This window comes from Gilliamella sp. Occ4-3, assembly GCF_001690675.1.
In the GTDB taxonomy this organism is placed as follows: Bacteria; Pseudomonadota; Gammaproteobacteria; order Enterobacterales; family Orbaceae; genus Gilliamella; species Gilliamella bombi.
In genome coordinates, this window is sequence record NZ_LZHR01000052.1 from 1 (window position 1) to 13,473 (window position 13,473).

Consider the following 13,473-nt stretch of genomic DNA (forward strand, 5'->3'; position numbering starts at 1 on the left):
AATTTAATGGTGGTTACCCTCCCGAAAACGGTGAACATAATTTCTTTTTATTAGGTGGCTTTAATCCAATAAAATATGGCGATTTAACTATAGAAGATATTTACACTAATTTAATTGATGACTTTTCTAATTTAAAAGATATGATTCCTTTTGCTTATGATGAGGGTGGAAATTGTTTTTTACTTTCATTAAAAAATGAAAATTATGGAGAAATATATATATGGCTGATGGATGAAAAAGAATTAGTTTTAGTATCTGAATCATTTGATAGTTTTATAAATAAGCTGTAGGAATTAATCGCATTGTTTAAAGTAATTAAAAAAATGTTGCAATGAATATACATAAAAACAAAATTAACGCCTTATAAGTTTTCAGTTGAGTATTTTAATCATAAAATATTAGGGCGTGTTGATCTTTCGTGATTATTTTTAGACGGCATGATGTGAGTTATAATAATTCTGCCAAAAACAACCATAACTCGATTCATCATGCCAAGAACAATGCTAACAGATAAACGGTGGGAGAAGCTACTACAAATAATGAAAAATACCGGCCGAGTTTATAATAAATCCGAGCATCGGATGACGTTTAAAGGGATCCTTTTCCGAATGAGAACTGGTATTCCTTGGCGAGATTTGCCAGAAGAGTTTGGTGAATGGAGCACCGTCTATAGACGATTTAATTTGTGGTCTAAAAAAGGCATATTAGTTGATATTTTCAAACATTTATCACAACTAGCGGATTTTGAATGGGTGTTCCTAGATAGCTCGATTATCAGGACTCATCAACATAGTACAGGCGCTGCAACGGAGCATTGTGAGCAAATAGGTCATAGCTGTGGCGGTAATTCAACTAAAATTCATCTTGCGGTTGATAGTGGTGGTTTGCCTATTTGTTTTGAGCTTTCTGAAGGATAACGGTTCGTCAAAAAGGCGGACGAACGGTGATTGCTAAACGTAATTATGGTAAGGATATAGATAAAAGCAGTATGGATAGGAGCCTTTATCGCTATCGTCATTTAGTCGAGAATGCCTTTGCTAGAATCAAGCAATATCATTAAATATCAAATAGATACGATAAGTTAGAAAGGAATTATGCCAGTATGGTATCACTGGCATTTATGTTAATGTGGCTGCCAATGTATTGTTGAGTAATTTATGTATAGCAAAGATCAACAGCCCTAACCTCTTGTTGCTTTTTACAGCTTACGATAGTAATAAAGACAATAATATAAATGATCGTATGAAAAAGAAGACGCTGATGAGTGATTTTAAATTATGGGGCTGGGATAAAAAACACATACCATACTCCAGTGTATCAAGGCAAAATACTGATCCTCTCAAAAATATTAGAGATTACCCTTCTTTATTATTTTATTGTTTTGGTAATAGTGTTGTTCATATTATTCAAGCGATATCCAGCCGTTGACTGCCGAAGACGAATACAATTATGATATATTTGAATATATTCAAATAGTGCTTTATTAGACAACTTCCTCGTTTTATAGTAACAACCATGAATAATAGGGATTTTAGTGTATGAAAAAAACTTCCAACAACCGTATTATCCCAAACCTATTTACGGCACAAGGCTCATTAAACGACACAATGGAAAATCTAAGAAATGCTTAAGAACTTATATAAATCATAGTGTTTAATGGTGGCCCCTACTGGACTTGAACCAGTGACCAATCGATTATGAGTTCTTTAAAGCTGTATTTAAAATCAATAACTTATAATTAAATCAAGCAGTTAAAAATACATATATAGACATATTTTACTATATAAAAATATTCTCAACCGCCATTTTATCGCCATCATTCTAATGTAACAATAGCTGATATTTTTTCTTCAATTTTAGGTTTTAAATCTATTGTGTTATTTTTATGATGGATAACAACCCATTTTTTATTTTTAATACAAAAATAGCAAATATACAGATTGTAATATTTATCTGACATAACATTATTAACAATACATAATTTGTAGTTACTATCTTTTTCCATAAAATGTTTATATTCATTGGGTGTTAGTATAATTCGTTTTCCATCACCAAATAATCCTTTGACTTCAATACAAATTGTAGTGTTATTTTTCTTTGCTTCCAGATCCCAGCCTTTATTTTCTTTAGCTACATTATCAACTGTATATCCATTTGTTTTATAATATTGTATTACTCGTTTTTCAGCTTTTTTTTCTGTCTTCTTTTTTAACTCTGGATTAGTGTTAAAAATTCCTTTTTTTGATTTTGTTGACGCAACAAATTCTGTATAGTTGCTAATGAATTTTTTAATTGATTTTATAAAGTCAATACTCTCGTCACTATCGGCATACCAATATTGGGTCCTCCCCATAAAACCTTTTTTAAATCTTGGGCAAATAATATCTCTTTCTTCAAATGGAAGTAGAACGCAATTATCTTCATTAGATTCAAACCAATAACCACTATCACTTTCTAAAAAAGAGGATTCTTGTTTATAACGGTATACCCTAGCATTGTTATACCACCCAACAATAACATTCCCTTTTTTTTCTATAGGATCTCTGGCAACCCATACAACACAGACATCATCTATAAAATCTTTATCTACTTTGTTTACTTTTTCAATTCTTTCTAAATTTAGACTATTAGTTTTTTTATCCACTCGAACGTATCCATAACAATTCCCATTCATTGAATAAAAATTTGTTACTTCCCCACCATACCCATGCTCATTAACGAAAGAACCTCCGCCAATTAAAAGATCGTCATCAGCTTGCCCTTGATAATTCTTCATCCAACCAATATTACAGAACAATATTTTCATAAAATTACCTATTCAATTACATTCAACGGATTCAACCTTACCGCATCTTCAAAGTGATCAGGTGCAAAATGTGCGTAGCGCATGGTCATTTTGATGTCGGTGTGGCCGAGGATTTTTTGTAAAACTAAAATGTTTCCACCATTCATCATAAAATGGCTGGCGAAAGTGTGGCGTAATACGTGGGTTAATTGTCGTTCGGGTAATTCTATTCCTGCACGATCGATTGCCGAGCGGAACGCTGAATAACAGGGGGTAAATAAGCCACCATGCTTTTGGGGAATTTCGTTAAAGAGTTTGTCGCTAATTGGAATGGTACGATTACGTTTGCCTTTGGTGTTAATGTAGGTGATTTTTCCACCTTTAACTTGTGCGCCCTTTAGACTTTCGGCTTCGCTCCACCTTGCTCCTGTTGCTAGGCAAATTTTAACAATAATGGTTAAATCGGTGGCTGTGCTTTGCTCACAAGATAATAGGAGTTCATGAATTTGCTCTTTTGTTAGATAAGCCATTTCTTGCTCATCGGTTTTAAATGGACGTATTCGTTCAAGTGGATTGTTATGTTGCCATTCCCCTAGCCTGATCAACTCATTAAACATTGCTTTAAAATAAGTTAATTCAAGGTTCATGGTTCGGGGGGCTACATTTTTAATACGATCGGTTCTAAATATCTCACCATCAATGCGTTTTTGACGATAGTTAGTAAACTGTTTGGCCGTGAAATCGGTAGCAAGTGGATGACCTATACAATCATTAGCAAATAACATGGCTTTTAGGCGTTTTTCACCATCTTTAAGCGTTTGCCCATGTAATGAATACCACGTATTAATCAAATCTGATAAACGCCTGCGATCTATCTTTTCACCTAACCAAGGCTTTTGGTTAGTTTGCTCTTCTAAATAATTTTCGTAAGCTAACGCCTCTCCTTTGGTGGCAAAGGTCTTACGAATTCTACGACCACCTTCAAGGTATTTTTCAAATAGCCATTTTCCAGATTGTTGTTTTCTAACGCTCATATTTAGTTAAGTGTTCCTAGTTTATCAATATTGATGTGTTTACTTATAAAATATTGATGTCCCATTCCAAAGTCTATCGGTTTATTCTCTTGTTGAGCAAATTCTTCCAACTCATCGATGGTAAATAATACAGCAAATTTATTTAAATAACTTTTAGATTCCGCCTTTATGAAAACATCAGGAGTATTAAATCCTAAGTAAACAATATTATGAGGTAACCAACTAAAAGATGATTCATTAGATAATTTTACTCTACCAAAAATAAACAATAATAATTCAGCTTGAATTACCTCATCATGTGTAATTGTTTTATGCTTCCACTCATCACTAAAGTAATGGGCTAACAGAGAAATTTTATGAAGAGATAGCCGTTCATTGCGCTTTCTAAGAAGTTCACCACTACAAAAATTAAAATGAACAAAAGAACAGTTTTGTTTTTTGCCATATTCATTAAGAAGAAATCTTTGTAATAAAAAATCATTTAGTTCAGAAAAACGCTCATAACGAATAAATAATGAAACTGTGTATAAAAATAATTGATAATTAAATATTTCATAGTTTTCTACTTCATATTGTTTATAGCTATGTTTAGTTTTAGGTATATTGTTATAATCATGTATTTTTTCAAAAAGTTTATGAATTTTATGAAAAAATTCAGTTATTGGGGAATAGCTTAAAATAGCATTAAATATCTCTAATATTTCATCTCTAACTGGTAATAGTGAGGTTACATTCTTATAAAGAATTTCATCTGCGGGATTTTCTTCTGTAACTCCATCAAAATTCATTCTAAATCGCTCCAGATTTTCGATGACAACATTACAATATTCTTCAAAACATCCCAACGAATTATTTTTTCCATCACGAATGGCATTCATACAGCGAGTGTAATAAGTTTTAGTCCCTATTGAAATGGAATTGTCATCAAATAAAAAAGCCGGAGGTTTTCCTAATATAGGTTTTTGATATACAGGTTTATCAAATAACCATCTAAGCAATCGTTCATAATTTTCGTTATAATTATGGCTATCAGATAAATCTATATAGATTTTTGATTTATAATAAGTTGGAATATAAGCTTCACCATTTTCATCTTTCTGAGTTGTCACAATAACAAATTTATTCTGTTCAGTCTTACCATACAGTTCTGGGGTAATAATTTGGGTTTCAGTTCCCACACCGCCAGTTCTTTGATCTGCTTTTTCTGCATAAATTTTGTCACTTATAATGATTACTTTTTTTATTTCTTGGTCTGTGATCATCGTTTCCATAAAAGAATATTTGTCATAACCTTCTTTTAAGTCCCATTTATCTAATATAATTTCTACACCATCTTCATATAATTGTTCGGCTAAATCCATTACCCACTGTTCATGTTCTGGACTCGACCAACTATAAGAAATAAAAGCTTTTATTGGTTGTATTTCTGTCATTTTTCACCTGTTGATATTTTCAGAATTATTCTTTGAGCTCATTTTTATTATTCACTACCACTTGATACCTTTATGCTTTTAAAAATTAATCCTTGTTCTAATGTAGCTGTTGGCAAATACAATATTTCATTGTTAAAATAGTTTTTCTTTTGGTCATCGAGCTGCTTTGTGTCAATTTTTTTTGCAACTAAATTATTATCGTATATCCTTAATAAAACATAACGTTGTTCATTGTAATTAAAAGATTGGTAAATTTTATCTTTGTCGGTAAAAATAAAAATTTCAAGCATTAAATAGACTGAAATGGCACAAACTAGAAAAAACAATGCTACGTTAGAAAATAAATTCATAAAATCACTTGATTTAGATATTCTTGAAAAATAAAAAATAACCACTAAAAGGATAGGAGCAAAAATTACTGGCAATAAAAATTGACCACAAAATATAGGTAAATCTAGTATATAAGCAATCAATAAAAAAACGATCATCAAAATAATCAACGATATTTTTTTAAAACGTCCTTTAATTACAAATTTTTTACTCAATACATTTTTTTGTGGACTATATAAATAATCAAAGATAATTAGAATAAGACATAAAATTAGTGTAAATAGATATAACGAATTATTTCTTATGATGATGGCTGTTGATAAAGAAATAAACTCTATATCAAATCCATAATGAATAGCTGTAAATATTTCAACTTCATAAGAAATAAAATACATCAATGATGTTGAAATAAGAATAAATAATCCTAAATCTCTCAATAAAATTCTGTGGTTTTGAATATCACTATCGTCTAATCGGTTTGAATGTTGTTCTTCATTAGATATTGTTTTCTTTGATTTATTTTTTTTGGCCACAATCACTCTCCCAATAATATCTCACCAGTTTCTAAAAAGTTTAAGAAGTCGCTTTCATTCATGATGCTAATTCCCATTTCTTGTGCTTTTTCAATTTTGTTTTGGCTAGCGTTATAACCTATGCATAATATTTGCAAGTTTTGAGTAACACTTTTTCTTACTGTTAGATCTTTTGCTTCTGCTAGTTTGATTAATCGTTTTTCATCAGATTGCTTAAACCCTGTAAAATGAATGTCAAATGTTTCTTTTTTAGTTTTCCCTCTTTTCCTTGAACTTTCAGCATTATTGCTAATTTGTAACACACGGGTTAAAAACTGCTTAATAGTGTAATCATGATAATCATATTCAATAGTAGACATAATGCGTTCTACTTTAAACGTTCGAATTTCATCACGAATAGCACAGATACCAGAAAAATAAATTTCACCATATTGGTTAATCAATACTTTATTTAAATTTAAAAGACGATAGCTAATATCATCATTTGCATCAGAATAAGAAAACTCAATATCTTTTGAACCCTCCCACAAGGTCTTTAGTTTAGATTCAAAATTATCTTTTAAATATCGATCACGATCTTTAGCTTTTTTCTCTTTTTCTTCTTCTGCTGTTGGAGGAATGTAAGAAATACTTCTGACTGGATTCTGTTTTTTTTCTTTTTTTGCGTCAGCTTTAATTGCTTTTTTAACTTTGGATTTTAGAATTTTTTCAGGTGAGCTTTTAGATAATTTTTCTGTGCCAAAATTAATCGTATCTGAACTTGTTGTGTCTTTTTGTTCAGTAATTTTTGGGGAATCATTGCCTTTTTCTACCTGTATAGAATTTGAAATATTAATTTTTGATATTAACTTGAATAAAATAAAGCGTATTGCTACGAAAAGGGCAAATATTATTGAGGAAAAAAAGGAGATAACAATTGTAAATGATAACGACAACAATAAAAATTTATTATTATCTTTATCAACAAATACAACTAAAAGAATTGATATGCAAAAAATTAAGAAATTAATGCCGCTAAATTTTAAAACTGCTTTGTTGGTGCTTGTTATTAATTTTTTTACGGTCAAAAACAGAAAAGATACTAAAAACCCTAAAGCTGAAAAGAAAAATAAAACGACAATAAAAAGACCTAATATTATAGATTTTTCGTCGTAATTAGTTGCCAATGAAATAGAAGAAACAAATGCAAAAAAACAAACAATCATAAATAAAAATAATACTTTATTTGAACATAGATGATTGTTTGTCATCTTTTAATCTCCTATCAAATCAATTTAGCCTTTAATGCATTAAATTCTTGCTCAGTGATTGCACCTTCTTTTTTGAGCGCAGCTAGTCGTTCCAATTTTTCCAACGTATCATCAGAAAGAATTGTTTCTTTTGATTGTTGTTCAGTTGGTAAAAATTCACCTTCACCATTAGCTAACCATTCTAATGAAGCTCCTGTTTCAGCCATGCAACGCACTACTATATCTGACGGGAACTGATCCCTTTTATAGCGTTGAACAAGACTTGCAGAAGATATATTCAAATGATTAGCCAACATTAATTTAGTTTTAAAACCATAAGCTTTTAAAACTCTGTCTAAAACATCTGCGCCACCAGTATCAAAATTGATTTTCACAACTTAATCACCCAATTAGTATTTAACTCAAAAAAATTAATAAAATCCTATTTACATTTATTTAATGTTAATTTATTATTAACTAAATCCTAATTTTATTACATATAAACACATATAAACACCTAACTAGGAATAATGCACTATGACGCCAAGAATATCAATAGCTATTTCAGCGCCTTATGTCACTGTTGATGAATTTGCCCGTGTATCAGGCATGAATCCTCGCACAGTAAAAAAATACATTAGTGAAGGCAAGCTTCCTATCCGTAAAAAGCAAATCACAGGCAAGTACGACCGCTCTACAACTTTTATCAATATGGTGGCTTTAACCCTTGAGGGAGCTAAAGCCTTTAATCCTGAGTTAAATATTAAAGAGGAATAAGTAATGAGCCACGCAATCTATTTAAGCCCAAAGTCGGCTAATAAGTCGACTTTAATTTATATCCAGACTAATAGACACAATCCGAAAGGCTATATCGAAAAGTCAAACGGGCAAGTAATTAAGTTGCATCAGCCGTTAATAGGTGATGAAGATGAATGTAGCACAAAGCACTCAAACCATTGAACCACGCAGTCTATTGCGTGAGTTTCACCAAATATTAAGCAATAAGCGCAGTTTAGCCCGTTCTGCTTTTAACAATTTAAAGCCAGGGCAAAAACGTTTACTGCTGAACGCATCAGGCATCGAACTGCGTAAAACAACAATTTATAACTCAGATAGTCAATTTACACATGCTTGGCAAATGCAATACGACGATCTGACAGATAACGAAATCGACGACTTAAAGAAAGGTTTACGTCGGTTGCAAGCAATTATTGATGCATTCGCATTATGTAAAGAACAGGATTTTAAAAAAGAAACTAAAAAGGTGGCATAAATGAACATGACAACATTATCGGGAGATGCGTTATTGCAGGCTCTAAATCAAGCAAAAGAAGAAACTAAATCAGGGTTGTGCGATGTATTTACCGCAAAGCTTGAGCGTTTGGCGGTACATATCCGCAATAATTATCTAACACCCACCGAGTCGGCGGAGCTGTTGGAACAAGAGGCGGAAGCAATACGCAATCAGCATTATGAGAATCAGATCTGATGCGTGATGTTATCGACCGAGCCAATGACATTGCTCAATTAGAGATTGATAACTTGATTGCAAAAAGAAAGGTTTACACCGGCAAATCATCACTTTATTGCTGTGAATGCGGCGAGCCAATACCAGAGGCACGGCGTGAAGCTGTGCCAGGTTGTAGTTTGTGTGTTTATTGTCAGCAAATTTCAGAAGCAAAAGGTAAGCACGAGATATAACGAATAAAAATATTTCAATTAAACAAAAGGGGGCAATCAGCCCCAAATCTTTTAAGGCTCAAAAAATGTGTGTAGAAAAAGCAATAAAAATAAAACATCCATTATTACGATATTTTGGTGGCAAGTTTCGACTAGCTCCTTGGATTTTATCGAATTTTACAATACATGAAATTTATGTAGAGCCATTCGGCGGTGCTGGTAGTGTTTTATTACAAAAAGAAAAGATATCACGAGAAGTTTATAACGATATTGATAGTTCTGTTTTCAACTTATTTAAAGTGCTCCGCAATCAACAATCTGCAGACAAATTAATTAAACTGATTTCGTTAACACCGTTTCACCGCAATGAATATTTAAATGCATGTTATTGCCACTGCTCAGATGAAATAATTCAAGCTTCGCAGTTAGTAATTCGCTCGTTTATGTCGTTTTCATCAAATGGAATTCATCAAAAAAACTCTGGTTTTAGCGGTAGCACTAAAAAAGGAAAAACTACAGACGCCACGGTGTGGGCAAATATACCCAATAATTTATCATCAATTGTTCAACGGTTACAGGGTGTAATTATTGAAAACATTCCAGCAATTGAACTATTAGATAAACACGATACTCCATCAACTCTATTTTATTGTGATCCGCCATATTTGCACGAAACTAGGACAACAACCAAGGGCTATCAATATGAAATGTCTTTTTCAGATCATGAAATTTTATTAAACAAAATTATTGGATTATCTGGAAAAGTTGTCATTTCTGGCTATGACAATGAGTTATATAACGACATATTAAATGGCTGGACAAAAAAAGAAGCACAATCAAGAGCGGCGTCACAGCGTGGAGCAATCATAAGAACCGAATGCATCTGGATTAAGGACAAATAAATGAATATTGAAAAATCTTTCCTGAAATGGCCGGGAGGTAAAGGCCGAATTATAGATAAGTTATTACCCCATTTCCCCAAAGATTGTCAATTCATTGAACCGTTTGTTGGTGCTGGCAATGTTTTTATTAATGTATCAGCTAAAAGCTATATCTTGGCTGATATTAATCACGATTTAATCAATACATATTCGTGGCTAAAAGATGATTTAGCAATGCTATACAACACAACTAAAGAATTATTTGATACAGAAAATGATTTTTACGATATTCGAAGTCAATTCAATCACCCAAAATTCAGGGAAACGGTAAAGTTAGCGGCTCAGTTTATCTATCTAAATCGACACGGATTTAATGGGATGTGCCGTTATAACAAAAAGGGGGAATTTAATGTCCCGAAAGGAAAACATAAAAATATTTATTTTCCGGGCGCAGAAATGATTAATTTTAGTAATAAATTACTTTATTCCGATGTCTCTTTACTCTGCTGTGATTTCACGCAAACGATTGGGCTAGCTGGTGCCGGATCGGTTATCTATTGCGATCCGCCATATCTAACTAAACATAAAGATAGCTTTGTTGGTTATACGCCGTCAGGTTTTTGTTACTCAGATACTGAACTATTAGCCAAGTGTTTGTGTGACGCTGTTTCAAGGGGCGCAACCGCAATTATTTCAAACTGCGACAATAGCGCCACGCGTGACATATTCCACCGTTTTAAACTTCACTCAATAGACGCCCCGCGGTCAGTGGCGGCAAACGGCAACCGAAAGCCTGCAAAAGAGATCATTGGCGTGTTAACGCCGGACATGCTTTAACAATCATCATCAAAATTGGGGGTGTAACTGTGTTCAATTATATATGTAAATATTTATTACGTGCTGCTAACTCTTTGAAACGTTCAGTGATCGTTATGCAGCCGTCGAAATTAAAAAAAGGCAAAGGCAAAAATAAAACCGCACACAAGCCAACTGGTATAGCAAAAGCTCGCCGGGTAGCACGGAAAAATCGTAATAAAAAACGTAGCAAGTAACATGACCACAATTACGCAAAACCTACCAACATTAAATCACAGGGTTAAATATGCCCTGCTTTCTGGTATGCGTGATTTTTACGATACAGTCGGCAAGTTTTTACCAAATAAAGAAGTTATCAGAACGCCAGTTAATCCACATGCATTATCACCTAAAATGCCACAAGGGCTTTCATATAGTGAAATAAAATTATGGCAAGTAGATACCGAAGATCATAATTTTAGGGCTAATTATTTTTCTGGTTTGCCAGACTTTTTAAGTAGCTATTTTGCAAATGAATACATCAAACTATTTCGAACAAAAAGCCGAAAATCCGCCAATACATTTTTGCGTAAAACACTTGGCGGTAATATTAAATCAAGGCTTGATTTGGTTAATAAACAATATGAATTTATTAAACCAAGCGCACTATCTATTAACTTTTCTGCTGAGTTTGAGAGCTTGCCCACATTTGGCAGAGAGCGAATCGCTGAACTTAGTGTCGAAATTGCCCGTTACATAGATAAACTTATACAACAATTATTAGCTGATCATGAGTTTTGTTTATCTGCCAATGAGGTTAATCAGCTTGGGCTTGAGTATCAACTTTATAAATCTGTTTTAAATGAACTAGACGGCATCAATATCGTACCGCCCTACTTTGCCGATTATAAAAATGGAAAGTTAACCAATGAAAATATTGTCAGAGCGTTGGCAAAATTAACCAATGAGGATTGGTGGTATAACAAGTTAAAAATTCGTCGAGATTTCCAACATGAACATTTGGCTATTGCCGTTGGGCAAGTACAAAAGAAAGCTACCCCGTATGCCAGTCAATCTTGCCAATCAGAATGGAAAGAACAAAAGCGACGCAACAAAAAATATTTAGAACAAATGGCAATTGAAAATCAAGAAACTGGCGAACAAATAGCACTTGATTTGCAGGTATATAAATCGATTTCCAATCCAGCTATTCGTCGTGCTGAGCTAATGACTCGAATGCGGGGCTTTGAAGATTTGGCTGATGAAATGGGTTATACCGGTGCATTTATTACATTAACAGCTCCTTCAAAATATCATAGTACCTACTCAAAAGGCGGATTTGTCGAAAATTGGCAAGGTAATAATCCACGTGAAACTCAAGCCTATTTGTGTAAAGTATGGTCAAGGATTCGAGCAAAGCTTAATCGTGAGGATATTAAGTTTTTTGGCTTCCGTGTTGCAGAACCTCATCACGACGGTACACCGCATTGGCATATTTTAGTTTTTATGCGTCCCGAAGATTTACAAACAGCTTTTAAAGTAATGTGGATCTATGCCATGGATGAAGACGGACAAGAAAAAGGTGCCGCAAAAAACCGCTTTGAATTTACCATGATCGATAAAGAAAAAGGCTCAGCAACTGGCTACATCGCTAAATATATTTCTAAAAATATTGACGGTTATGCGTTGGATAATGAAGTAGATGATGAAACTGGTGAAAACTTAAAAGAAACATCTAAAGCCGTTACTGCATGGGCAAGCCGTTGGAAAATACGCCAATTCCAACAATTAGGAGGCGCACCTGTCACCGTTTGGCGAGAACTACGAAGATTAAAAAGCCAAAAAGTGGAAGATAAAATTATCGATCCTGTTTTAGCGTCCGCTGATGTTGGCGACTGGGCCGCATATACTAATCACCAAGGTGGTCCAATGGTTTTGCGCAAAGATTTAAAAGTTAGGCTATCTTATGAAGAAGAACTAAATCAATATGAAGAAACCATTAAAAAAATAAAAGGTGTATTTTCACCGCTGTCAGGGCTAGCTTCGTTTATTTGCACCAGACTGATTAAATGGAAAATAGTTAAGAAAGAAAAAAACAAGGACCTTGACCTTAAAAAACGTGCGGCACGCACGCCTTGGAGTTCTGTCAATAACTGTACGCAGGTTAAAAAATCACCACAGGAAGATCAGCGTGAAGAAATTAGAAAACAATTAAAAATAATCGGCTTGCCTGATGATAATTTCACCATAAACAGGCTTTATTTACGAGAGAGTTTAAAAATTAGTGAAAATCAGTGGTTAAAATTAGACAACACTTTAGACGGTGTGCATCTCATCGTTAGCAATTCGCCAAGCCGATTTAAAAAGCCGATTAAAAATGATTTTGTTGAGTTTGATTTTTAGTCCAAATTTGATAACGACTGTAAAAAACTTTCAGGAATCTATACCGTTATATGATACATAACCTTCATTAATTTATAATATTTTATATATTTAATTAGTTGGTTAGATATTAATCACAAATTTTCAAATTTTTCTTGCTTAAATTTACCGCGCAAATATACTGTATAAAAAAGCAGTGAAAAGGAATTGGATATGGACGAATTAGAAAAAGCAAAAAAAGTAGAAAGAGCTGAATTGCTGATCCGTGTTATAACAGAATCCGAACATCTAACAGAAAGAGATAAGGATATTACACTGTTTTGGATTCGTGATTTGTTGGAGCCAATAAAAGAAAATTTAATTGGTAAAGAAAAATAAATTTTATTTATAA

General features: G+C 33.1%; 17 protein-coding genes and 1 pseudogene. 12 read left to right on the forward strand and 6 right to left on the reverse strand.

What is annotated here, in order from left to right; all coding sequences use genetic code 11:
- From A9G44_RS05875 to A9G44_RS13490, 3 genes and pseudogenes are all read left to right on the forward strand, one after another.
- Positions 1-290 (forward strand): SMI1/KNR4 family protein (locus A9G44_RS05875; RefSeq protein ID WP_065609786.1); only part of this gene is annotated, 290 nt, incomplete at its 5' end.
- A 198-nt stretch (positions 291-488) separates the two neighbouring features.
- Positions 489-1,150: pseudogene (locus tag A9G44_RS05880) on the forward strand (IS5 family transposase).
- Complete coding sequence (locus A9G44_RS13490; RefSeq protein WP_179854814.1) at positions 1,129-1,428, forward strand: hypothetical protein; 300 nt, start codon at positions 1,129-1,131, stop codon at positions 1,426-1,428. Before A9G44_RS05880 ends, A9G44_RS13490 begins: the two are co-directional and overlap by 22 nt.
- Positions 1,429-1,816: 388 nt before the next feature.
- Here the strand turns inward: A9G44_RS13490 and A9G44_RS05885 are convergent, their stop codons facing one another.
- Genes A9G44_RS05885 through A9G44_RS13080 form a run of 6 tightly spaced genes read right to left on the reverse strand, consistent with a single transcriptional unit; the run spans position 1,817 to position 7,739 of the window.
- Complete coding sequence (locus tag A9G44_RS05885) at positions 1,817-2,806, reverse strand: protein NO VEIN domain-containing protein (protein WP_065609788.1); 990 nt, start codon at positions 2,804-2,806, stop codon at positions 1,817-1,819.
- An 8-nt stretch (positions 2,807-2,814) separates the two neighbouring features.
- Positions 2,815-3,819 (reverse strand): phage integrase, encoded by a 1,005-nt coding sequence (locus A9G44_RS05890; protein ID WP_065609790.1) that lies wholly within the window; start codon positions 3,817-3,819, stop codon positions 2,815-2,817.
- Between the two features lie 2 nt (positions 3,820-3,821).
- Positions 3,822-5,252 carry an SEFIR domain-containing protein gene (locus tag A9G44_RS05895; protein ID WP_065609792.1) on the reverse strand — a complete coding sequence of 477 codons (1,431 nt, stop codon included), beginning with the start codon at positions 5,250-5,252 and terminating at the stop codon, positions 3,822-3,824.
- Positions 5,253-5,299: 47 nt separating this feature from the next.
- Complete coding sequence (locus A9G44_RS05900) at positions 5,300-6,115, reverse strand: hypothetical protein (protein ID WP_065609794.1); 816 nt, start codon at positions 6,113-6,115, stop codon at positions 5,300-5,302.
- Positions 6,116-6,117: 2 nt separating this feature from the next.
- A complete protein-coding gene (locus A9G44_RS05905; protein WP_065609796.1) occupies positions 6,118-7,365 on the reverse strand; it encodes a hypothetical protein in 1,248 nt (415 codons plus the stop codon).
- 14 nt (positions 7,366-7,379) lie between these two features.
- Entirely contained in the window at positions 7,380-7,739 is a 360-nt protein-coding gene (locus A9G44_RS13080) for a helix-turn-helix domain-containing protein (RefSeq protein ID WP_081296647.1), read from the reverse strand.
- Between the two features lie 142 nt (positions 7,740-7,881).
- Here A9G44_RS13080 and A9G44_RS05915 point away from each other — a divergent pair, with 142 nt between their 5' ends.
- The 9 genes from A9G44_RS05915 (at position 7,882) to A9G44_RS13495 (ending at position 13,460) form a co-directional block, all read left to right on the forward strand.
- Positions 7,882-8,121, forward strand: a complete 240-nt coding sequence (locus A9G44_RS05915; protein WP_065585298.1) for a MerR family transcriptional regulator — start codon at positions 7,882-7,884, stop codon at positions 8,119-8,121.
- A gap of 151 nt (positions 8,122-8,272) precedes the next feature.
- A complete protein-coding gene (locus A9G44_RS05920; protein ID WP_065609799.1) occupies positions 8,273-8,617 on the forward strand; it encodes a hypothetical protein in 345 nt (114 codons plus the stop codon).
- Positions 8,618-8,833, forward strand: coding sequence for a DUF2732 family protein (locus tag A9G44_RS05925; protein ID WP_065609801.1), 216 nt, complete (start codon positions 8,618-8,620; stop codon positions 8,831-8,833).
- Positions 8,833-9,045, forward strand: coding sequence for a TraR/DksA family transcriptional regulator (locus tag A9G44_RS05930; RefSeq protein WP_065609802.1), 213 nt, complete (start codon positions 8,833-8,835; stop codon positions 9,043-9,045). Before A9G44_RS05925 ends, A9G44_RS05930 begins: the two co-directional genes overlap by 1 nt.
- 65 nt (positions 9,046-9,110) lie before the next feature.
- Complete coding sequence (locus A9G44_RS05935) at positions 9,111-9,926, forward strand: DNA adenine methylase (RefSeq protein WP_065609803.1); 816 nt, start codon at positions 9,111-9,113, stop codon at positions 9,924-9,926.
- Complete coding sequence (locus tag A9G44_RS05940; protein ID WP_065609804.1) at positions 9,927-10,742, forward strand: DNA adenine methylase; 816 nt, start codon at positions 9,927-9,929, stop codon at positions 10,740-10,742.
- 29 nt (positions 10,743-10,771) lie between these two features.
- Entirely contained in the window at positions 10,772-10,957 is a 186-nt protein-coding gene (locus A9G44_RS05945; protein ID WP_065609805.1) for a hypothetical protein, read from the forward strand.
- Position 10,958: 1 nt separating this feature from the next.
- Entirely contained in the window at positions 10,959-13,103 is a 2,145-nt protein-coding gene (locus A9G44_RS05950) for a replication endonuclease (RefSeq protein ID WP_065609806.1), read from the forward strand.
- Positions 13,104-13,295: 192 nt separating this feature from the next.
- Complete coding sequence (locus tag A9G44_RS13495; protein WP_176702154.1) at positions 13,296-13,460, forward strand: hypothetical protein; 165 nt, start codon at positions 13,296-13,298, stop codon at positions 13,458-13,460.
- Positions 13,461-13,473 lie beyond the last annotated feature (13 nt).

Coding starts and splice junctions, on each gene's coding strand:
- A9G44_RS05885 (WP_065609788.1), bottom strand. CDS start 2,806: ATGAAAATATTGTTCTGTAATATTGGTTGGATGAAGAATTATCAAGGG.
- A9G44_RS05890 (WP_065609790.1), bottom strand. CDS start 3,819: ATGAGCGTTAGAAAACAACAATCTGGAAAATGGCTATTTGAAAAATAC.
- A9G44_RS05895 (WP_065609792.1), bottom strand. CDS start 5,252: ATGACAGAAATACAACCAATAAAAGCTTTTATTTCTTATAGTTGGTCG.
- A9G44_RS05905 (WP_065609796.1), bottom strand. CDS start 7,365: ATGACAAACAATCATCTATGTTCAAATAAAGTATTATTTTTATTTATG.
- A9G44_RS05915 (WP_065585298.1), top strand. CDS start 7,882: ATGACGCCAAGAATATCAATAGCTATTTCAGCGCCTTATGTCACTGTT.
- A9G44_RS05920 (WP_065609799.1), top strand. CDS start 8,273: ATGAATGTAGCACAAAGCACTCAAACCATTGAACCACGCAGTCTATTG.
- A9G44_RS05925 (WP_065609801.1), top strand. CDS start 8,618: ATGAACATGACAACATTATCGGGAGATGCGTTATTGCAGGCTCTAAAT.
- A9G44_RS05930 (WP_065609802.1), top strand. CDS start 8,833: ATGCGTGATGTTATCGACCGAGCCAATGACATTGCTCAATTAGAGATT.
- A9G44_RS05935 (WP_065609803.1), top strand. CDS start 9,111: ATGTGTGTAGAAAAAGCAATAAAAATAAAACATCCATTATTACGATAT.
- A9G44_RS05940 (WP_065609804.1), top strand. CDS start 9,927: ATGAATATTGAAAAATCTTTCCTGAAATGGCCGGGAGGTAAAGGCCGA.
- A9G44_RS05950 (WP_065609806.1), top strand. CDS start 10,959: ATGACCACAATTACGCAAAACCTACCAACATTAAATCACAGGGTTAAA.
- A9G44_RS13495 (WP_176702154.1), top strand. CDS start 13,296: ATGGACGAATTAGAAAAAGCAAAAAAAGTAGAAAGAGCTGAATTGCTG.